General features: G+C 48.9%; 13 protein-coding genes. 3 read left to right on the top strand and 10 right to left on the bottom strand.

Translation table 11 applies throughout. The annotated features are described in order from the left end of the window. The first annotated feature begins 4 nt into the window (after window positions 1–4). On the top strand, window positions 5–2,611 hold the full coding sequence (locus J4G78_RS18000; RefSeq protein ID WP_207987855.1) for a response regulator: 2,607 nt from the start codon (window positions 5–7) through the stop codon (window positions 2,609–2,611). Between the two features lie 3 nt (window positions 2,612–2,614). On the opposite strand, the gene J4G78_RS17995 is transcribed toward J4G78_RS18000, so the two are convergent. From J4G78_RS17995 to J4G78_RS17960, 8 genes are all read right to left on the bottom strand, one after another. Beyond that, the gene (locus tag J4G78_RS17995) at window positions 2,615–3,568 is read right to left on the bottom strand and encodes a crotonase/enoyl-CoA hydratase family protein (protein WP_207987854.1); all 954 of its coding nucleotides are present in this window, start codon (window positions 3,566–3,568) and stop codon (window positions 2,615–2,617) included. A gap of 354 nt (window positions 3,569–3,922) precedes the next feature. Further along, a complete protein-coding gene (locus J4G78_RS17990; protein ID WP_207987853.1) occupies window positions 3,923–4,924 on the bottom strand; it encodes an NAD(P)H-dependent glycerol-3-phosphate dehydrogenase in 1,002 nt (333 codons plus the stop codon). A 69-nt stretch (window positions 4,925–4,993) separates the two neighbouring features. Continuing rightward, window positions 4,994–5,923: an alpha/beta fold hydrolase gene (locus J4G78_RS17985; RefSeq protein ID WP_207987852.1), complete on the bottom strand. Its 930-nt coding sequence runs from the start codon at window positions 5,921–5,923 to the stop codon at window positions 4,994–4,996. A 30-nt stretch (window positions 5,924–5,953) separates the two neighbouring features. Further along, a complete protein-coding gene (locus J4G78_RS17980; RefSeq protein ID WP_243457157.1) occupies window positions 5,954–6,808 on the bottom strand; it encodes an alpha/beta hydrolase in 855 nt (284 codons plus the stop codon). Beyond that, entirely contained in the window at window positions 6,805–8,283 is a 1,479-nt protein-coding gene (locus tag J4G78_RS17975) for a DUF3336 domain-containing protein (RefSeq protein ID WP_207987851.1), read from the bottom strand. The genes J4G78_RS17980 and J4G78_RS17975 overlap by 4 nt, the downstream gene beginning before the upstream one ends. 84 nt (window positions 8,284–8,367) lie before the next feature. Further along, window positions 8,368–9,921, bottom strand: a complete 1,554-nt coding sequence (locus tag J4G78_RS17970; protein WP_207987850.1) for a WS/DGAT/MGAT family O-acyltransferase — start codon at window positions 9,919–9,921, stop codon at window positions 8,368–8,370. 26 nt (window positions 9,922–9,947) lie between these two features. Next, on the bottom strand, window positions 9,948–12,293 hold the full coding sequence (locus J4G78_RS17965; RefSeq protein WP_207987849.1) for a glycerol-3-phosphate 1-O-acyltransferase: 2,346 nt from the start codon (window positions 12,291–12,293) through the stop codon (window positions 9,948–9,950). 9 nt (window positions 12,294–12,302) lie between these two features. Beyond that, the gene (locus J4G78_RS17960; protein WP_243457156.1) at window positions 12,303–14,081 is read right to left on the bottom strand and encodes an HAD-IB family hydrolase; all 1,779 of its coding nucleotides are present in this window, start codon (window positions 14,079–14,081) and stop codon (window positions 12,303–12,305) included. Between the two features lie 353 nt (window positions 14,082–14,434). On the opposite strand from J4G78_RS17960, the gene J4G78_RS17955 reads away from it, so the two are divergent. Beyond that, window positions 14,435–17,479, top strand: a complete 3,045-nt coding sequence (locus tag J4G78_RS17955; RefSeq protein ID WP_207987848.1) for a S8 family peptidase — start codon at window positions 14,435–14,437, stop codon at window positions 17,477–17,479. Window positions 17,480–17,553: 74 nt separating this feature from the next. Next, complete coding sequence (locus tag J4G78_RS17950) at window positions 17,554–20,169, top strand: EAL domain-containing protein (protein WP_207987847.1); 2,616 nt, start codon at window positions 17,554–17,556, stop codon at window positions 20,167–20,169. 35 nt (window positions 20,170–20,204) lie between these two features. Here J4G78_RS17950 and J4G78_RS17945 read toward each other — a convergent pair whose 3' ends face one another. Together J4G78_RS17945 and J4G78_RS17940 are read right to left on the bottom strand one after the other, a co-directional pair. Next, window positions 20,205–21,542, bottom strand: a complete 1,338-nt coding sequence (locus J4G78_RS17945; protein WP_207987846.1) for an aromatic ring-hydroxylating oxygenase subunit alpha — start codon at window positions 21,540–21,542, stop codon at window positions 20,205–20,207. 75 nt (window positions 21,543–21,617) lie between these two features. Next, window positions 21,618–22,142, bottom strand: coding sequence for a nuclear transport factor 2 family protein (locus tag J4G78_RS17940; RefSeq protein WP_207987845.1), 525 nt, complete (start codon window positions 22,140–22,142; stop codon window positions 21,618–21,620). Between the last annotated feature and the right edge of the window lie 113 nt (window positions 22,143–22,255).

Raw genomic sequence — 22,255 nt, 5'->3', positions numbered from 1 at the left:
CGGAATGTTTACATTCAACCCGAAAACGCGGCACAAGAAACATAGTCATGGTAAGCCTCATCATCATCACAGTCGTCATCATAACGGGCGCCATCACCACGGTCGCCATCACAATAGTTTAGCGACACGCGGCCGGGACCGCGAACGGGAAATGATCATAAACCGGTTGGTTTTGATTGTTATAACCCTTTCCATTTCGTTGTTCCTTGATGCAACACAACCCATAATGCTTGGCCTCAAGCTCCATCTGATGGCAAGCTTGACCATCTACATAGCGTATCGCCTTGAACCTGGCCCCAGCAATCCCAGGCGATTGGCCGGGCTAGTGACGGATTTTGGAGTGGCAACGTACCTCTTCGACATAGGCGGTAGCGCGGTGGCCGCCCTCTATCCGTTATACTTATGGGTGATCCTAGGTTACGGTTTCCGCTTTGGCATAAAGTGGCTTGCCGTTGCCGCCGCGATGGGGACACTATCATTTGGCTGGACTGTTTACAGTGTCCCGTTCTGGCAGCAAAACCTTTCACTCTCATTGGGGCTTCTTTTCGGGCTAATCATCATTCCTGCCTATTGTTCGACGCTGATTATAAAAATATCCAAAGCAACGAAAGAGGCCGAAGAGGCGAACAAAGCCAAAAGTCTGTTTCTTGCCAGTATCAGTCACGAACTGCGGACCCCGCTCAACGCTATTATCGGTTATGGCACGCATTTGCTGGACATGAACTTGCCGGAAGCGCAGCAAAAAATGGTAAGCACAAGCGTTTCTGCCGGTCAGCATCTTTTACATTTGATCAATCAACTGCTCAGTTTTGCGCGCTCGGACACACAAGAGGAGCTGCCGGAACCGAAGACGTTCAGCATTGTGGATGTGCTCACCGAAGTCCGAGACATCATGCAATTGGCGGCCGATGAAAAAGCCTTGACCATTCATTTGCAGGCCGAAGCGATGAGTGATCAACTTGTTAGCGGACAATTGGAATATATCCGTAACATATTGATCAATCTCACCAGCAATGCTGTAAAATTCACTGAAACCGGCTCAATAACATTGAAATGCGGTATCGACACCGACGCCGATGTTCCTCTGCTTTGGTGTTCGGTTACTGACACCGGACCTGGCATCGCGGCCGACGCCCATGACAAGATTTTCGGAGTTTTCCAACAAGCCGATGAAACTATCATCGACAATTTTGGAGGAACTGGTCTTGGATTGGCGATTTGTCAGCAATTGGCGATACAGATGGACGGACATGTCAGTCTCGATAGCACATTGGGAGAGGGCAGCACTTTTATGCTATCATGCCCGATTGAGATTATAAAGGCCGTCCAGAATGCCGCAGACTCAGACAATCTCAAAATTTTATCACTTGGTTTTGGGCAAAATGGTCCCGAGATAAGTGGCTCGGACGCAGGTGATGTTGAGGTCGACCATATCCAGTGTTTAACCGATGACAAACTCGAAGTGATACTCGAGAAACGTGCGCTTCATTCTTATGATCTGGCTTTGCTGGACGATATGATAGCAGAGCAGCAAAGGGATAACTCCGCGCTCTGGGATATTTTCCAAGAAGCCAATCTGCCCCCTGTCCTACTCTCCAATGACAGCAGTAAAAGTCTGGACGAAATAAAATTGCGTGCTGCGTTCGCTTCCGTTTTACCTGCCTCACCAGACTTTGATGCGGTGCGCAGCGTCGTCCAGATCGGCTGTTCATTTAATCGCACCAACAATAACGAAGAAGATGATCCAGATCGGATTATTCGCAACGACGTATCTCTCGACATATTAATCGCGGACGATAACCGAACCAATCAAATGGTTTTGCAGACCATCCTGGTCAATGCCGGACACAAGGTCGTTGCGGTTTCCGACGGTGAGTTGGCGTTGGATGAACTCGAAAAATATTCTTTTGATATCGTATTTCTCGACGTCAATATGCCCAATATTGATGGTATTGAGTGCTGTAAATTATGGCGCCAGATTGAAGGCCCTCGCAATCATGTGCCAATAATCGGCTTGACGGCTGACTCAACCCCGGAAACAGAAAAGAAGTGTCTCGATGCCGGGATGGATCTTCGCCTTACCAAGCCAATTGAAGCCGGGGTTTTACTGGATACGGTCGCAGAACAGACGGGTAACTTCCTTGAGGCCAACACAGCGCAGGCAATGAGCGATACTAATGATCCCTTCAATGTCGTTCGCAATATCGGAACAAAAGCAACCAACCAATCAGAACCACCGATAGATGGTGTCCAAATGGACTATCTCAAATCCATTGGGGATGAAGTTTTTATTCAATCAATTATTGATGCCTATATCGAGGATACGCAGGAAATTATGCTGCTATTTGAACAATCGGTGAAACAATCAAATGTCGATGACTTTCGCTTTCAGGCACATGCTTTTAAAAGCGGTGCCAATAATGTTGGAGCGAACAAGCTCGCCCAAATGTGCGGCGTCCTTGAAGTTATTACTGAAGCAGAATTCACCGAAAAACGGTTTGTTTATCTCGACGAGATAAAAACAGAATTATCCAGAATTACTGATTTCTTAAGCAAACCATCCCCGCGCCACACTAGGGTCGCGGACAGCGGTTTCAGCGCTGCGGGCTAAGGTTTAAACTGCCAGAAGCGAACGTTCCATCCGGCGTTGCTGAGCGTTTGCCAAACGCTCCATTTTGCGTACATCTGCATCTTCAAGATGCAGTGCCGTTTCTGCCCACATATCGGTAATCTCTAGCAATTCATCTAGCGTTACCGGATTGGCTAAGCGACGAGCTTTATAAACAGCGCGTTCCGCATGGAAACGTTTACGATTTTCCTTGGTATATTCGATTATTGCCTGCTCACCCTTGCCATCTTCGGCGAGAATGTCGACAACCCCCATGTCATAGAGCTCTTCCGCTGTGAATAATTTACCTTCTAATATGAACCGTTCCGTCTCCCGACGGCTAAGCCGTTGCCGCAGATAACTATAAGCGCCCATACCGGGAAAAAGATTGAACAAAATCTCGGGCAACCCCAATCTTGCGCTTTTCTCGGCTACCAAAAGGTCGAATGCCAGAGCATGTTCGAACCCTCCGCCCAATGCATCTCCCTGGACCAATGCCATAGTGATAATCGGTGCGCCAAAGCCGGTGCTATTTGCATATTGCATATGAACACAGGTCCGCGCGTATTTCTTTAGCGCGCCCAAGTCCCGGCGCCTGATGCAATCAGCAAAATGCTTTAAATCCCCGCCGAGATTATAAATGCCGGGAGTATGTGATCCACATACAAAATATCTCAAAGGATCAGCAGCCTTGGCAGCACTAGGTCCATAGTTCGTCTGAACCCAGTCTTGAACAAGCTGAATTTCATCACCCAGAGCATAAGTGTAACTGGGTCGGGATTTCTGGTTCATATAACACCAGAATATTTCATCTGATTTGTCGAACCGTAAGTCGATCTCATTAAATTGCTGCTGGAGTATATCCTGGCCGAAACCGTGCTGCTGAAAGATCAAGGATTCCGTCTCATCAAGGATCAAATCACCCTCAACATCATTTACGGCTTGGCTTCTCAAATCCATATATACTCTCCACAAAATCGGTGCCGCGTCGATACACAGACGTAACAATTTCCGATGTGCTTGGTGGATATTTTTATGGCACGCCCCAAAAAGAAGCAAGTAAAAGCAACATTGTTAAGAAGAGTCCAAAATGGACCAACTTATTTCTTAGTCTTTGGCGATACTTAATACCCGATACCTAGTTGTAAAATTTGGTAAATTAAGGGTTAACGGACATGATTAAGCAATTCTGGTCCATCTGTTGGCGCATGACTCAATTGTTTATTTAATGATCGATCACAAAAAATAAAAATAAATCAAAGCTGGATACTCTGCTCAGATTGATCGTTTTGGATGCTTATACTGCTGTATGATTCATCCGGCATCAGCCTCGGACCCGGCCGATGCGCTAATCAGACCCCGATAAGCGCGTACAGCAGATCGCGTTCCTTTCGTCACTTCATAAACATCTTCCGCAATCGGCATTGCGACATTATATTTTTTTGCCAACGCCATAACAGTGGGTGCACTTTTAACGCCCTCTGCCACCATCAGCATATCTTCAATAATATCGTCAATCTTACGACCTTTCCCTAGCTCTACGCCGACATGCCGGTTTCTGCTTAACGGGCTGGTGCAAGTCGCAATCATATCCCCCATGCCTGTTAAACCGGAAAAAGTTTCAGGGCGTCCTCCGATAGCCACACCCAAGCGGGTAATTTCTGCCAAGCCGCGTGTGATCAGAGCAGAGCGCGTATTATCTCCTGCCCCGAGCCCATCACCCATACCGACAGCTATTGCGATAATATTTTTCAGCACGCCGCCAAGCTCACAGCCAAGCAAATCCGTATTTGTATAAACACGAAACAAACCGGAATGGAAAAGCTGTTGCAATTGTTTGACGATAATCTCGTCTTCCATTGAAATCACACTGGCCGCCGCCTGGCCAGCCATTATTTCTCGCGCCAGATTGGGTCCGGTCAAAACACCAACGGGATGACCGGGCAAAACTTCTTCAATCACTTCTGTCATCCGCTTTCCAGTAGAAAGCTCTAAACCCTTGGTCAGGCTAATGACCGGAACCCAGGGCCGTAAATAGGATTTTGCTTCTTTCAGAACATCCCGAAAATTATTGGATGGGATTCCCATCACCAGTACGTCGGCATCTTTAACCGCTTCACCGATATCGCCTGTCGCTTGCAATGCCTCTGGCAGTGTGGCGTCGGGCAGATATTTACTGTTGCGATGGTTTTCGTTTATGTCCCGGACGGTATCGTTATCGCGCGCCCAAATCTTAATCGGCGCATTGCGTGACACCAAAGAAGCCACCGTTGTTCCCCAGGAACCACCACCCAATAACCCGACGCGCAATTTCATGCTAATCTCCCCACATTTCTAGCGACTCCTCTTAGCAAGAAGCTCTTTCCGGCTAAACTGGCTGGAAATTCAGTGTTTTGCAAGAAATGCGAGTTGCGCGGATGCGGTATCCTTGGGTTTTTCAATCATCGGTATATGTCCTGTTTCTTCCAAGATCACTGCTTCGCTATTTTTTAACCCCTGATCCAGAACATCAACACAGCTCACATCGATCAGCCGATCGTGTCTACCCCATATGATAAGGCTCGGTGCTGTAACTTCACTCAAACGGTCGTTGAGGGGGTGGTTTATGCCAGAACCGGCTATCTGCCAGAAAATCTTATCCAGAAGATCTCGATGTTCTGCAGCTTCGGCATAGAATAGCTTTTTGAAATTCTTCGGCATCGCAACAGGTTTGTAAGCGACAAAAGACATCAGCCGATCAACATCAGAGAGACTTTCCAGCGCCAATACATTTTCGCCTTTCTCAGCGGCGACCTGCAATTCACTCTTGTTTTCGCCGACCACGCCAGCATTATTGAACAAGGTAAGCGACGATATTTTCTGCGGATATTCCAGCGCAAATTGCAGCGCGATAAAACCGCCCATGCTGTTACCGCCAATATGACATTTGTTTATATTCATCGCATCCAGAAAGGCGTTTAACCGGTGCGCCTGTGTCGCAACATCATAGTCGCGATCCAGTGAACGATCATTCTCTCCAAATCCCGGCAAGTCAGGTGCGATCACACGGTGATGTTTGGTGATATGCGGCGCATAAATGGACCAGTTGTCCTTATCGCCGCCAAAGCCATGGAGCAGAATGATTGGCACTCCGTCTCTGCGACCACCCTCAAGATAAGGCCATATATTGTCCCCTACCCTGATCTTTTTCAGCCGCATACCGCCGCGTAGGCGAAGTAGAGCAGTCATTAGGTCATAAAGCGCTTTAGGAAGAACGAAATAACTGACCAGCAAGGCCAGAATTATTGCACCCAAGACATATAATATAATCATCATTGCGGCATTCCCCCATTTGCATTCTTGCGCCTATTTTGCCAATATGCGATTAATCCAGTCGGTCATATCTGTCAGCACGGCATCTTTTTCCGGCTCGTTAAAAATCTCATGAAACAGCCTAGGATAGATTTTTAACATTTTTTTGTCTGAACCAATATGTTCGTGCAGGAATACCGACCCTTCCGGTGCTGTGAGACTGTCATCTTCGCCATGTAGCAACAGCATCGGCAGCTTAATATGATCCGCCTTGTTTTGAACGACTTCCATATAACCCATCATCTCTGCCGCCAGCCGCGCACTGATCTTTGTGCCAGACACTAACGGGTCCGCAAGATAGTCAGCAACCACTTGCGGATCTCGGCTAACGCCCGTGGCATCAAGACTCAATACGCCCATTTTTGGAGCAACGTTAGACAGAAAACGGCTCAAGCCCTTCATGAAAGAAGATGGCTCTTCGGTTGCTTTGATCGCTGGCCCCGATAGTACAGCCGCTGCGAATTGAGATTGATTTTCGAGTAAATATGATGCGCTGATCAAACCGCCAAGGCTATGGCCCACCAATATCAACGGCAATGCCCGCTGGTCCTCTGGTAACTGATCAAGGAGCGCGTCCAAACCATCATGATAGACCGTGAAATCGGGCACAAAACCATGCACGCCATCTGATTTTCCGTGCCCCCAGTGGTCCAATGTATGAACCGCAAACCCATTATTTACACAATGCTCTGCGAAATAAGCATATCGACCGCTATGCTCATCATAGCCATGGACCAATATGATAACTGCCTTAGGCGCCTCGTCTGGTATCCAATTCTGGCAATAGAGCTTTGCACCAACAGCAACAGACGGTGATGCCAGCGTTAGGCTCCCCTCCTGACGCTTCAAGCGATTTTCCTTTTCATCGCCGTAACATGATCATGAGCCAACTCAGTTTCATATTCGAACAAAATTCGGTCTAGCGTCTGACTGATCTTCGTCTGCGTTCGAACCATTTCGATTTTCGGCCAGGTTGTGCGCTCGCCTAGCTGAATAAGTTCGGTAATGTCCTCTAGCGACAGATCGCTGAGTAATTTATTCGGGCTCCAGAACATGCTGGGCCGGATAATATTTATATCCCCCGTATAATCCTGATTGATCACCGATAAAGTCATGTTCGCCATCGTGTTCAGTCTTGGAAAATACGATAGCGGTTTTTGCATAATCTCTACATTGGCATTAAGCCAAGCCTTCATCGTAGAGGTCGTGGCATTTCTGATCGCCCCTATAGGCGTTTTTTGCTGCTTAACGTCGGTGGCAAAAGGCGTGATCAGTGGATTTGCCTGACTCACAATATGATGATTCACGCCGTAAAGTCGACCGAGGCGTTTTGCAGGAAGATCATGAGTCACCGATCCGTCAACCCATTTGCGGTTTGGCAAATATGGCTTGCGCACACCTTTATGATCTTTGGCAGCCAAAGTGACCGGGGGATAAATACCAGGAACCGCGCAAGACGCCATGACGGCTTCACGTACATAGACATTAGGCGAAGCGATAGCGTTTAGCAGTCTGGATGTTTGATGTTTTTCAGCAGGCGCGATCGAAACGTTCAAATGTCGGCCAGTCAACTCATAAGCTTCCTGAAACGTCAGGTCTGGGATCATGGAGCTGATCCGTTCCCGGACTTCGTCAATCTTCAGGCGCTTAGTACTTCCCAGCATTCCAAAACCAGTATGTTCTACCAGTTCATCTCGCCCCTCAGTGACCAGATTTTCAGGTTCGAAAAATGGCGGTATCTCGTTATCAACATGGGTACTCACCAGCGCCCCAACGACCGAGCCGCCACTTGATCCAGACAAAATATGCGGCAGCAGTCCTTCAGACCATAGCGCCTTCACGACGCCCATATGGAAGTATAAAAAAGCACCCGAACCGCTCATCAAAAAGGCGGAACGACCATAGCAATGCTGAGCGCGGCGAAAAAAATCGAGCTTCTCTTCGAAAGGAATATCTGTAACTTTGTCACTCGCTAAATATTCCAGCGAATTTACGATCGCATCGACATAATCCTGGATCAGCTGCTTAGTGCCGAATTTCGCCTTTTGGTGCAGCCTGTCATTGCCCATGCCGTCCATATTCCCGTGAATACCTTCATTCAAGGCATAGAGCAGTCCTGCATTGTCTTGCGCCTTCCAAAGCCGGGATAAACGTTTCAGGCGGCGGCGGATCGACTTATAGTCGAAATGCTTACTTTCATCTTCAGATTTCCAGACGTCCACTCCCGTCGAGCGATCATGCCGCGCTGCTGCATCTGACCAGTCGGAGTAGTTTTCCGCCTGCGCCATCGCCTTTTCAATCTTCAAACTAGTATTCAAAATCATATATCACTCACTTACTGTATGATCGAATAGAGAGATTGATGAGGAAACGCACCCTTTTTGAGTATCGCGCTCTAATTTTCTCACCTATTTAGTCTTTTCTGGCTTCGTTTTTCGCGGATTTTTTGAAACCCGGCGATACATAACCGAGCCATCTTGCGGTTTTGCTTCCGGTTTTGATTGAGGCACCTTTGCTTTGGCCCTGCCCTTTACCGGCTTTGCATCTCGAAGCTGTACGAACGCTGTTTGGAGGCATTCGCGGAAAAACTCAATGTCTGGCATGATTTTTCGGTCAGAAATAATGCTGAATGAAATCGTTCCGTGATAGCTCGGCGTGGCAATAAACAGGCCCATACCGTTGCCCAATGGCCCTAATCCATATTGATGAGTTAGTTTAGCGCCGTTCATATAAAGCTGGACCTGCGGCCCTGGCACGTTGGATACGAATAGATTGCTCACTTTTTGAGCGAAGCGCTCGCTATTCAGAACCCGTGCGACACCTGACATGGTCGCGCCAGGAATATGTTTTGTAAGATCCGTCATGATCCGCGCGCTCAGACCTGATTTGGCCGCTTTGGTCTCGCGGGTTGTATCTCTGATGGCTTCCAAACGCTCTATGGGGTTAGCGATGTTCGACCAGATTTTGACAGTCATGGCGGTTATGTTGGTGCCCGGATTGGCTTCCTCCCCTGTTCTGCTACGCGCGTTGATTGGCGCGACCGCCACTAGCGATTCATCCGGAAGCTCTTTATGTTTCGTCAGATATTTACGCAGCGCCCCACTACAAATGGCGAGCACAACATCATTGATAGTCGCGCCATCTACTTTCAGTCTAATGGCTTTCAGATCATCAAGATCGAACGTGACTGCTTCAAACATTTTATGGGGTGAAACAGCACCGTTAAACCGCGTTTCCGGTACTTTTCCTTCACCACCCTCACTATCACTAGCGATGTTTTTCTGAGCATTTTTCAATATCGCTGGTGTAAGTTTCAAAAGCGCTTGCGTGAGTTTGACTGGCGATGTCACGGTGCTGTTGACAGCGCGGCTCAATATTTCCGCTGGTTCAGGAAGCGGTGCCATCTCCGCCTCTTTCTTTGGGAGTGGAATGGCCGGTGTCCCTTTTGTGTCAATATCGGAAATAGACGCAAAGAAATGAGCCCCTGACGTGCCGTCAATTGTCGAATGATGTATCCGCGTTAAAATGGCATAGCTGCCTTTCGCAACGCCCTCGATATTGTCCAGACCTTCGACCACATACATGTCCCAGAGAGGCCGGTTCATATCAAGCGGTTTGCTGTGGTGGCGCGCGACATGGATGCAAAACTGGCGCCAATCGCCCGGTTCTGGCAATCGACTATGGGAGATATGCGCTTCCAGGTCGAAATGTTCGTCTTCGACCCAGTAAGGATGATCAATATCCAGCGGTAGCCGGTAAAGTCTGCGCTTAAACATGGGTGAAACCACCATGCGTTTGCGCATATGTTCAATAATATCTTTGAAGCGAACTTTCCCGCCAGGCGCGGAAGATGGATCATAGATATAGACGGCCATGACATGAGTAAGATTGTCGGGCGTCTGCATATAGACAAACTGCGCATCCTGCGCACTAAGCTGATGAGGTTGCTGCTTGTCGGTCATGGGCGAGTCCTTTCTGATAGGATCAGTCAGTCAAAAATCTTGTCGGCGAGATTTAGTACCTCCAAGCGTGATTTTTCCATTCGCCGTGACAACGCTCGGAATTTGCGGAGCAAAGCCTTGCGCTTCATGATAGTTTCATCGGTTGTTTCACCCGTCAGGCCTTGACTTGTAGCCATTTTGAAGCCGTTTTCGAACAAGATCTTGCCGATTGAGGCCTCGCTCGTAATGCGCCGCAGCAAATAGGCTTGGCGTCCTTCTTTCAGGGCCTCTTCAACACAAGTCTTCTTGTCAATTGCCTGGCCGGGCTCCAGCCGCGACAATATATCTAGCACAACGGTGTATGATTCAACGAACGGAAGGAAAACAGCATGGCCAATTAGAGGCTGGAAACGGTTGGTCAGGCTTTTTAACAACACCCCACCTTTATCGAGCTTCATTTCCCAATCAGCACAGGCGCGTGTCAATTCCGCTTTGAGGTTTTTGCGATATTCTTTTTTCGGTGGGTAGAAAAATTCGAATTTAAACAGATCGCGCAATCGTTCCGTTTCGGCCCAAAACACATCTTTAGGTACATTATCCTTATTTTCCCGTGCCTTTAGCAGCGATAGTTCAATTATTGCCTTATCAAGAAAATGGTGGATAATAGAATTGCGGTAATAGCTCGCCAACGGATGTTTTTCAGGCTGGATCGCATAAACCGTGGTTGACCCCTGATCATAGCGCATAAACAATCCGCTGTTGACCAGTGTATCCACAACTTTTTGGATGCCCTCCAGATTTTGCCGGGTCAAATCCTCGCTAAACCGGATTTTGCGTTCTTGCGCCCATTCGACAAAGAAATTGATCACCGCACGCAATTCATCTGCGGTCATTGCACGAGGAGCAGTGCCCAACAAGCTTAGGCACATAAGAGAGGTCAAAGTCAGCGGTGTCGCACGATTGGCCTCCACAGCCACTTCAAAGGCAATTTTGGATAAGCCAATGCGATCATTGGGCTCAGGTGCCTGCTTGATGACCACCGGCTTGCCGAAATCAACATAAACCTTCCCCATTGGCTCACGCAGGCTTCGAAGATAACCGATAAACCAGCTCAGTGATTCCGCTTTCTTGGCACGCCCTGTTTGTTCGCTTGCATATTCTTCGACGTCGCGGATGAGGTCAAAACTGGTCACGACCGGAATGATATGCACATTCTTAATATCGTTCACATTAGCGCTATCCATCACATATTTTAGCAAGCCGTAACGCGGCGGCATTAATTTTCCGAGCCGGGAGCGCGTGCCTTCAAATGCCCAAGTCATGGGAAAGCGTTTCTCAAGCAAATAGCTGACATAGTGGCGCAGCACGAGCTTGTAGACCGGGTTATTCTCAAAGCTTCGGCGAATGAAAATCGTACCTGCACGGCGCAAGACAAAGCCAAGGCCAAAGAAATCGAGATTAATCCCGCCAAATACATGCACCATCGGCAAATCATTTTGATAGGCCAGATCGGTGGGCGTTACCCCATCAATATAAGTTTTGTGCGTGAACAGAAGCAGCGTCGGATGGTCCCGCATTGTTTTGCGCAATCGTGCCAGCTCACTTTTTTTGAAAACCACCTTGTCTTCGTAACCCTGCGACAACATGAAACGGTCGAGCTTTGCCTTCATATCAATGAAGAACGCACTTGGACGAGCGATTAGCTCTTTCATGTATTTGCTCGCTTCTTCGTAAAGCGCCGTTTCCGGCTTATCGAGATCGGCTGCCAGTTCGGTCATCGCTGCTCTGAATTTCGGACTTGTTCTGAGGCCGTCAGCGACAAAGCGCGGTACTTTGTATCGACGTCCGCGAAGGCCGCGCTCTTCGATATCAAGAACAAGGCCAGCTTGACGCACCACAAAACCAGCAAATTCATGCTCATCATCGCTTTGAACTTCAACTGCATTCTGCTGCGCAAAGCGTTGCCGGAGGTCGCTAATTGTTGCTGGTTGCCCTGTCAGGCAGTGTGCCCGGCGCTTGTTACGAAGCAAGATCGTCCGTGCCCGAAAACTTCCTGGCATCCGGGGATCACCGAACAAGGCGTGGCGCTTTTGAAGTGCCCGGCCTTTCTCAAAATTAGGAATTCGCCAAGCGATCCGCACCGGTATTACGGTAGTATCCGGGTCAGCATCCAGTTTCCGGATCAATTCTTTCAACCGCAAACGAGCCCGTTCGTCAGATATCGGAAGACTGACCCAGTTTATTTCCCGGTCAGGCCCGCCCTCTGCAAGAGATGTATGAAGCCAATCCAGTAAATAGCGGCGCTCGACACGGTTACGCGCATCTAAAACAAATAATTTCGGCCCCTGTGTCAGCAGAGGAACCGCTTTTGCTATTGCCGCGGATTCATCCATTCTGCCTCACTATTTTTTCGCCACAACTGACTTCTTGGGCGGAGCCTTCCGGGCTGCAGTTTTCTTTGCGGCTGGTTTTTTAACGATTGTTTTTTTGGTGGCCGTTTTTTTGGCGGTGACTGCTTTGGATACAGCGGGTTTGCTCACATTTTTTTGGACAGTAGCAGTTCGCGATGTTGCTGTTTTGGCTACGGGCGCTTGCCGCTGCGCGGTTTTTCTTGCTTTAGGAGCCGCCTTCTTTGGAACAGCTTTTGCCGCTGTTTTTCCTCTTCTTGTCTTCACAGGCGTTGTTTGCTTTACAGCGGGCTGCCGGAGCGAAGACGCTGAGGATTCAGCAATTTCAGCCATTGCAGCATCTTCAGCACTTTGACCGAGTGCTTTCAGGAACATGCCGCGCACTTCGGCAACATGATCATTCAATGTCGCTTTTTTCCAATTGCTGGTATCAACCGGTGGAAGGATATCAACTTTCACCGTCGCGGGGCGCATTACAAATTCATTTTTTGGCGCGACATCACCCGCATTGTGTATCACTATCGGAACCATCGGCACGCCGGCTTGCATCGCCAGATGGAAAGCCCCTTTTTTAAACGGCCCTATTTTGGGAGACAGGGTGCGGGTTCCTTCGGGCGCTATGCAGATGGACTTTCCGTCGATCTTGATGGCATCGACCAAGGGCTCCATCGCTTTTATGGCATTGCGACCATCCGCTCGATCAACAAACACGGTACCAGCCATTTCCATGACCTTGCCGATTACCGGCGTGTCTTTAACCTCTTTCTTGGCAATCCCGCCGACATCCTTGCGCACCAGCTTTGCCATGATCATCACATCAGCTTTGCTCTGATGATTGAACACAAAAATGCAGGGCCGGTTGACCCAAAGATTTTCCTCACCGTTGATATCCAGTTCCACGCCAGTTAGCGCCGTGGCAATATCGCCGAACAGTCCAGTAGAGAAATTTGTCGCCTCACGCTGTGACCCCGTCAACGCCCAGATAGGCAATCCGGCTACAAAAGATGTAACCAGCGATCCGGTCGCATAAATTGTTCGCAAATAGTCGACCGGTTTGCCCTGCCCGCGGCTATCAAATTTTTGCAACGGCCAGCCGCGTTCTTTCGAAATTTCCGTCAGCTTGCTGTTAGGGTTTAACGGACGCGGTTTGCCAACCCGTTCCAGCAATTCAATATCATCGTCGCTATCAGAATAAAAATAGCTCTTCTTCAGATCGAGCTTATACTCTTTGGCGAGTTTTTCGGCGGCGATAACTTTGCCTTCGCCAAAGCAAAGCGGGCGAATAATGTTTCCGGTAAACTCGCCATTCTCAACCTCATATTGAGAACAAAGTACATGCTCAATATTCAGATCACGTGCGGTAGGCTCAATCTGATAGATCGTGGCGGACGAAACAATCGCAACCGTATGCCCTTTCGCTATGTGCGCTTCTATAAGATCGCGTGATTCCGGGTAAACCTTTCGCGCTATATGCTTCTGATAAAGTTCTTCACCAAATTCAAAATAGCTGTCTTCGGTAACGCCCTTCATGAATTTGGACGCAGCCATCATCAGGCCAGAAAAGCCCATGCTCCCCATGCTGTACTGAGCCATCACATTTGCGGTTTCGACCAATTCCTCGGCCGTCATTTCCCGGCGCTTGATTTTTTCCCACAACATAGCAGTGGCAGAATATCCGGCGATAATAGTGCCATCAAAATCGAACAAAGCCGCGATATGCGGCCCTTCAGGCGCCTTAAGCACATCTTGCAGATGAGAATCCCGATCAGCCATATTGTCCCTCAAATCAACTTGGCCCCCACGACCAAATTTTATCCTGCCAAAAAAATGCGGCGTTTCACAGTCTTTATTGGCTTCCGGAGATATTAAACCACTATTAAAACTTCGATGGCCCGATCTGAACCAGCAAAAGCGATTAAGAAATAGGGCTCGAATCTCTTCAAAAAGCAGGAAAATTGATTGAATTCTGGTGGTTAGAGACTGCCACAACTTGGCTTCATCAAAAAAATAAACCGGAAGTTTGCGGTCTTCTTTGGTTACAATGTCATTAATCCATCTTTTTTCGCACTGGTTAACAAACGACCCCTAATTCGTTCATTATAAGTTCGTGGGTGAACGGGGAACAAATGAAACGACCATCTAACTATCGCTCTAGCAAGCTGGCTATAGCATTGATCATATTCGGGACGGCTGTGCCATCAATGGCGCAGACTATCGATCCTATCGTAGAACAACCGGTTACCGAACAATCCGAAAATCCTGCACCTTCGGTACATACAGACGTACGACCGATCGTTCCGATGGGTGGCAGCATTGACCCTTTTTCAGGCAGCATAGATCCTTTTTCTGGATCGCTTGATCCATTTAGCGGCTCAATCGATCCTTTCGCTGGCAATATCAATCCGTTTGAAGGCAATATCGACCCGTTCTCTGGAAACCTGAATCCATTTCATGGTGAAATTAGAGCACTCTGGGGCGCTATCGATCCATTTGGCGGCAATCTTGATCCGTTTGCTGGCAACGTGGACCCATTTGCCGGCAATGTTGATCCGTTTTACGGTAATCTCGATCCTTTTCAGGGCGAGATTGATCCGCTCTCAGGCACCGTACTGCCCAGCTACATAGAAACAAATAGCTTCTGGCACAGTTTCGGCGCGACTTGGAGAGAGACCAATTTGCAGCTAAACGACATTGCTGTAAATGGTAATACCAACGCAAAAAGAACCGTGCTTGAAAATCAGATTAATAGCCTGATCAACCAATCCAAAAACCTTTGGGGCACAGCTGTAGAGGCTCGCACCGGGCAAACATTTGAAGCTAGCTTCCTCAACCCTTTATTCGCAAAATTCGGGATCAGCAATAACCGCGTCTGGGGCTTCCGCTCACTTAGCCAAGCACAGCGTGCGCAGCTGGTCAGCGAATGGTATGACGGTTTAATGGGATATAGTGGCCGTGATCATGTGGACCACTGGATGAGGACCATAAACTGGACGCCTGAATTGACAAAAATTCAGGGTAGCGGCGCTGATAGTGTTATCGGCATTCTGGACTCTTCGTTCGTGAATGATCCTGATCTGACTGATAATGTTTTCCACTCCGGCGGCTATTCTGCGCAAGTCGGCGGCCATGGTACAGGTGTAGCCAGCCTATTGATCGCAGCGCATGATGGCCGCGGCATCATGGGCATCGCGCCGAATGCATCTGTTGCAACCTATAACCCGTTCGATCACACCGGAAGTGCGTCTTGGAATGACATCACTGACGGTATTGTGTCGCTTAAAAATGCCAACGCGAGCGTGATCAACATGTCGCTGGGTGTTTCAGGTTGGACGTTGCATCCGGAGTGGAATAACGTTTTCAACAATAGCGATGTTAAAAAGGTCGCCAAAGATACCGTTTTTGTAATCGCCGCCGGTAACGATGGTATTACACAAACGCAAAATGTTGAATTTAAACGCAATTCAGACATTGGCTTAATCGTGGTGGGTGCAGTTGATCCAGTCGGCAATATCTCTAGCCTTTCTAACAAACCCGGATCGGTTTGCCTGAGCGATGGCGGGAAGTGCAAAGATGGCTATGACCTGAAAGATATATTTATCGTTGCCCCCGGGGAGCTTATCCTCATGGCCGACGGAAATGGCGGTGTAACCCGCCGTTCAGGTACTTCTTTTGCTGCACCTCTGGTATCTGGCGCTATCACGCTGCTACATGATCGTTGGCAGTGGCTTACCGAGCATCCTGAAGAAACGGTCAGCATCATCTTGGACTCAGCCCAAGACTTGGGCGCACCAGGTGTTGACGATGTTTATGGCGTGGGACTGCTAGACGTAGAGGCTTCGCAATCACCTCTCGATTTCAATTCTCTTGAATTCTACGAATATCGGGGAAACAAGAAATTGAAACGCAAGGCAGCGGACCTCCAAAAAACAGGCGTTGGTGCAACCTGGAACGCACAAGGTGTTTTCCTGACCATGTTTGAGAAAATTGGCGGTACGCATCGCGATTTTGCGGTTCCTTTTTCCAGCCAGCTTATCGGCCAGAAAACTAGTGTCACCGGCTCTAACGAGTATTTTCAGTCCTACATTACGGATCGTTTTGTTGACTGGTCGACCCCTAATCTTACATCATCAAAAGCTGTCGGCGGATTTACCGATGTTGCAAGCTATGACAGCCCAAAACGGGAAGGTTGGCATTTTGCAATCTCAGCTAGCAACCCGACGCGCTATTTAACCAACGGCCGTCAAGGCGAATTACCCCATAGCGCCATCAAATTTGGCGATGCTGCCGGTCAATTCTCTTTTAACGCAGGCTATGGCCATGGCGCTATTGCATTGCTTGGTCAGCAATCATTTGGCCTGACATCCGATTACGACACGGCTACTGGCGGTTTGAACCCTGTACTCGGCCTTGCCTCAGGTGGAGGATTTCTTGACGCGGAATTTGCGATTGTTAAGAATACAACCGTCGCATTTGGCTTGACTAGTCGCCGTTTGGATCATTCCGAAAACCAGGCGTTAAGCGAGGCTGAGCGGATGCAATTGCGCGGCGCAAAAGACTATCAAGCCAGCGCATTCAACCTTCGTATGACCCACAAGCCCTTTAAAGCGGCGACGGTAAGCGTAAGCTTTGCCTCGTTGAACGAAAAAGATGGCTTGCTGGGTGTTCAGTCCGCTCTTGAAAATGACTTGCGGCACGGTTCGAACAGTAAAACGATCACCGTGGGTGCCAGTTTTGATCTGCCTCATGGTATAAATATCGCCGCGTCTGCAACCGCTGCGATGACCAAATCAAATGGCGGCTTGAATCAGAACCTGCGTACCAACGGTAATGTAAGAAGTTCAGCTTATGCGTTCTCGATCGGCAAGCAGGGATTGATGCGGAAAGACGACCGTCTAAGGATGTCTTTCACCCAACCATTGCATGTGGAAAATGGCACGTTGGAATATACTGCGGTTGAAGTCATAGATCGTTCCACAGGCGAAATTGGCTCTGTGACGCGTGACTTTAATATTGCTGACAATAATCGCCGATTTACCGGGGAATTGCTCTATGCAACACCGGTCATGGGCGGCGGGGAACTATCCTTCTTCGGACGGGCTCAATATGATGCATCAGCTAGAAACAATGTTAACGAAATAATAGCAGGTGGTGTGCTAAGCCTCCCATTCTAAAAGATTTATTGGGGATGGACTGCGTAACCATGTTTGCCCCTGACTAATCGGATTACAAAAGCGGGGGGCTTATGGTGGGACGAAAGATAATTGCAGCGTTGCTGCTAGGCTCAGCGCTCAACATCCCCTTAGCAAGTGCGCAGACAGAGCCGAGACCATCAGCATTTGAAGCACAGATTGCAGATACCAAGTCTGCGATGATGTCGAACCCCGGTGACGCGCTTAAGTCAGCTCGCAAAGCTGCGCTAATTGCAAACGCAATGCCGAAAACAGAGTCGGCATTGGCTATCGCAACAAGTCAGTGGCTGGAAGGGGAAGCTCTTACACGGCTCAATAAACCGAAACAGGCAATGCCGGTTATCGCCAGCGCCTTGAAAACAGTCAAACGCGTCGCACCCGGTAGCAAGTTAAATGCCGATTTGCTGAAATCCTCATCTGCGATTGCTATCCAAACCGGCCGGGTAGAGCAAGCTCTACCTATGCTCTACGATGCTTACCGGATATATGGAGAGCTGGATGAGAAACGTAGTCAGGCGATCATTCTGCATAACATCGGCTCGATTTATTACGAGGCGCGTGATTATCCGAGAGTTCTGGACTATTATGATCAAGCCAAATCGGTCTATGCTGACGATCCAGCGTTAAACCTCTCCTCTTACAACAATCGCGGTAACGCTTTGAGAGATATGGGGCAATTTGGTGAAGCGGAAAAAGAATATGCCAAAGCCCTGGACGTCGCAAAAGAGATGGACAGCCCCCTCCTTCAAACCCGAATATTAACAAATTTGGCTTTCGCTCAATATGCTCAGGGCGATCTCGCAAAAGCGGAGAAGACGACACTATCTGGTTTGAATATTGCTCAGTCCGGAGCGACTGACTGGGAGCCATTTCTTTGGGGCACGCGTGCACAAATCGCGTTGGCAGGAAATAGGCTCTCGGAAGCAGAGAATTTTGTCGGCAAAGCCTTCCGCGGCGTCGATTTGCAGAGCTCGACAATGTCCTATCGGGATTATCATTCGACGGCATTCCAAGTGTTCAGCGCTTTAGGGCGCTATAAGGAAGCGCTCCAACATCTCAGTGCGTTCAAGCGCCTTGACGATACAGGTAGGGAATTGGCTGCATCGACCAATTCAGCGCTGCTTGCGGCGCAATTTGATGATGCCAATCGTGAACTTGAAATTTCCAAGCTGGAAGCCAAACAGGCACAGCGCGATCTGATGCTCGCCCAGTCGCAGACCATCTTGCGCTACACCAGCTTGGTACTGGTCGTCGCCTTTGCTGTCATCGGTGCGCTATTTTTCGCGGTAGTATCTATCCGACGGAGAAGAAAAGCCGTGAGTGCTGCGAACGCGAAGCTATCGCATGCCGCTCGCCACGATCTGCTTACCGGCCTTGCTAACCGTCGTTATTTCAGGGATCTGCTATCGGATGCGCTCGCCAGCGCCCACGAGAATAGTGATCGTTGTGCGGTCATGCTAATCGATCTTGATCGATTCAAAACGGTGAACGACACGCTCGGTCACAATATCGGCGATCAACTTCTTTGCCACATCGCAGAACATCTCAAACAAGCTGCCGGCGATACAGTCCACGCCGTGCGCCTTGGTGGTGATGAATTTGCTTTGGTGATCCCGCACATTGAAAGCGACCGGGAAATCGAAGAGCTTGGTCAAAAAGTCATCGAAAAACTCTGTGGCACGCATTCTATCAATGGAACGTCCGTAAATATCGGCGCTACGATCGGTGTTGCGGTTGGACCACAAGATAGTGACGATGTTCAAACGCTTACGCGTTGTGCTGATCTCGCACTCTATCACGGCAAGGAATCAGGTCGCGGTCAATGCGTCCGTTATAAGCAATTCATGCAGATTGAAGCCGATGAGCGGCATATTCTGGAAAATGACCTGCGCGGGGCGCTGGAAAATGGTGATTTGTCCGTGGCCTATCAATCCATCGTGGATGCCAATAGCGAACAAGTCATCGGTTATGAGGCGCTATTGCGTTGGAACCACCCCACGCGTGGAGAAATTTCCCCTGCCGTCTTTATACCGATTGCCGAAGAGGCACGATTAATCGGCAATATCGGTAACTGGGTATTGCGGACCGCCTGTGCACAAGCGAAAACTTGGCCGGACCATGTCAGGCTGTCTGTCAACGTTTCAGCGCTTCAGGTAGAGGGCGGCGGCCTGGCCAACAGCATAATCGGTGCCTTGGCAGCAAGCGGCCTGAGCCCTGAGCGTCTCGAATTGGAAGTGACCGAGAGTGTGTTCCTCGATAATCACGAGAAAACCGACGCGACATTGGAAAATCTGCGTTCGCTGGGTATCAATCTCGTCCTGGACGATTTTGGCACCGGTTATTCATCGCTCGGCTATCTCCGCCGCGCCAGTTTTTCGACCATAAAAATTGACCGGGGTTTCGTGAAATCTGCCACTCGGGGATCTACTGAAAGCTTAGCGATCATCCGAGCCATTGTAACAATGGCCGAAGAATTGGGCATGAAGACAACCGCAGAAGGCATTGAGAGCATTAGGGAAATGGACGTTATGCGAGACCTTGGTTGTACGCAATTACAAGGCTATTTATTTTCGCGGCCAACGGAAACAGTATCCGGCCGGGTCGACAATAGAGTCTCGGTAGCTGACATCGTTCCATTCTCAAATACCGAACTCAAGCGCCAGGTTGGTTAAGTCGTTACCATTTGACAGCCAAAAAGCGATCTAATCTACCGATCCATCCAGTCTTCCAATGTTTCGTGAAAATAGCGCATCCTGCTTTCTTGGCCGGCTAGATAGTCACGTTTATATCCTCGCGAATGGAGTCCCCGCTGCTGTAGCGGCCAAATCTCCAAATCCTCATCAATAGCCGGACCTGCAGAAATTTCACCAGCTTTGCCTTGCACGTGCTCCACCGGAGTATCTATTCCAACAAATTCGCGCATAACCCATGAATAATATTCGGTCTCGCCTTTGGGAAAGAGCGTCATATACCACATATCGAAATAGCATTTTTCTGGGTCTGTCTCATGCGGACGAGCTCGAAGCCAAATATTGCCATCCGGTTTTAAACTAAACGAGAGATTGGGGAATATCGTATAGTGCCAGTTATCGGTGAGTTGATCATCATGATAGGTTGAGAAATCATAGCCTTTCGATTTACCAAGTTTTCTTTTCTGGCGCTGCAAATCCTTTCGAATATTGCGTGTCTTGCCGCCGCGATAGTCATCCGGATTCAACTCCCAACGCTGCAATTCTTCACTCATTGAAGCGAGCGTTTCTTTCTCACCGCCTTTAATCGATTCTGCTGGCCCGGCACCGGGCATGAACATACGACAATGGCCTTGGGGGTAATGATCGAATTGACAGTGGTGATGGCTATATTCGATGACGAATTTGGAACTCGGATGAACGAAGGGTACATGATAGGATTCACTGAAATTGTCCTGCACAAGTTTCCAGTTGAAATCGCCTTCGATGGTCACCCAGTGGGTACGCCGCATTTCTTCCATTGGATAGGAATCAATCTGATCTGCAATAGGGCCTAGAAACGCTTTCAAAGACACACAGTTTTCGTCCATATTATACCAAACAAAGCCTGCCCAACTTTCGCATGGAATTTCGACCAGGTTTAGTTTTCCACAAGGGCTGCCCTGAGGATAGTCCGCTTCATCTGGCACCGCTTTCAATTCGCCCGATAAATTATAAGCCCAGCCATGATATGGGCACGTCAATCGCCGAGTGTTACCCGAAGGTTCCGACATAAGCTGCAATCCGCGGTGCTGACATACATTGTAAAATGCTCGAATCTTTCCATCATTTCCGCGCGTGCACAAAATACGTTCTTTGCCTAATGACGTGGTAATATAGTCGCCACTCTTCTCTAACTCACGATCCATACCGGCAATCTGCCAAGTGCGCGTCCAGATAGTATCCCATTCCCGATCCATAAATTCTTTAGAGAAATAGCGGTCCGGCGTGATGGGCGTTCCTCGTAGCGCCGGTTCGGGTTGTTTGGAAATATCAGCACGCCTGCTTTCCATTTCGCCGGAATCGTAGTCAGCCATAATAGGTTTTCCTTTGCACGTCTGTTCGTCGTCAACGCCGCGTAGTGAGTTAGCGCCCACCGATCTGGGATCCCATCAAGATGCAGTAATTCCTTGACTCGCAAGATGCGAATATGATGCGTCACTTGTACCTCGCGTTCCCAATGTCATCGACGCCGGGTTGGCGCGATCATAACTGTCAGTCATCGGCTCTACGCTATTCCAGTCATAAACAGCATGGCGATGAGAAATTTTCCAACAGCCGTCACGGCGTTCGAAGCGATCGAGATAACGCCCTGCCGCGATCATCAAGATATCACCCTCCGGGCTGTTCATAGCATGGTGCGCGATGAAGTAGCTCTCACCAACTGCATGGTCACCGTCGACCTCAATCAGCACTTGCCCAATGATATGTTGCGTGCGTTTCATTGTAGCGAGCAAAGGCATGACCCACTCGATAAATTCATCAACCGAACCAACGAAAATACCATGATCATCAGTCGCGTCGGGATGAAAAAGCGTCTTCAACAATTCTGCGTCGCAGCGGTCGATCGCACGAGCAACCCGGGTTACCAACTCGGTACATTCCAATTTATCCGCGGCTATGGCCAGACGATCCACTTCCACTCCTTCATATTTGCTATGCTAGATAGTCAAGTATCTGGTCGTAGCGATCAACTGTCTTTTTGGATCATGTCGAGGGGTCTTCGCGGCGAGAAATGTACTAGTATTGC

The organism is Parasphingorhabdus cellanae (assembly GCF_017498565.1).
GTDB classification, from domain to species: domain Bacteria; phylum Pseudomonadota; class Alphaproteobacteria; order Sphingomonadales; family Sphingomonadaceae; genus Parasphingorhabdus; species Parasphingorhabdus cellanae.
The sequence above is the reverse complement of the archived record's forward strand: the minus strand, read 5'-3'. Positions and strand labels throughout refer to the sequence as shown.

Excerpts from the sequence above, each read along its gene's own strand:
- J4G78_RS17970 (WP_207987850.1), bottom strand. The coding sequence starts at position 9,921 with ATGACCGACAAGCAGCAACCTCATCAGCTTAGTGCGCAGGATGCGCAG.
- J4G78_RS17995 (WP_207987854.1), bottom strand. The coding sequence starts at position 3,568 with ATGGATTTGAGAAGCCAAGCCGTAAATGATGTTGAGGGTGATTTGATC.
- J4G78_RS17975 (WP_207987851.1), bottom strand. The coding sequence starts at position 8,283 with ATGATTTTGAATACTAGTTTGAAGATTGAAAAGGCGATGGCGCAGGCG.
- J4G78_RS17955 (WP_207987848.1), top strand. The coding sequence starts at position 14,435 with ATGAAACGACCATCTAACTATCGCTCTAGCAAGCTGGCTATAGCATTG.
- J4G78_RS17945 (WP_207987846.1), bottom strand. The coding sequence starts at position 21,542 with ATGGCTGACTACGATTCCGGCGAAATGGAAAGCAGGCGTGCTGATATT.
- J4G78_RS17990 (WP_207987853.1), bottom strand. The coding sequence starts at position 4,924 with ATGAAATTGCGCGTCGGGTTATTGGGTGGTGGTTCCTGGGGAACAACG.
- J4G78_RS17965 (WP_207987849.1), bottom strand. The coding sequence starts at position 12,293 with ATGGATGAATCCGCGGCAATAGCAAAAGCGGTTCCTCTGCTGACACAG.
- J4G78_RS17960 (WP_243457156.1), bottom strand. The coding sequence starts at position 14,081 with ATGGCTGATCGGGATTCTCATCTGCAAGATGTGCTTAAGGCGCCTGAA.
- J4G78_RS18000 (WP_207987855.1), top strand. The coding sequence starts at position 5 with ATGTTTACATTCAACCCGAAAACGCGGCACAAGAAACATAGTCATGGT.
- J4G78_RS17985 (WP_207987852.1), bottom strand. The coding sequence starts at position 5,923 with ATGATGATTATATTATATGTCTTGGGTGCAATAATTCTGGCCTTGCTG.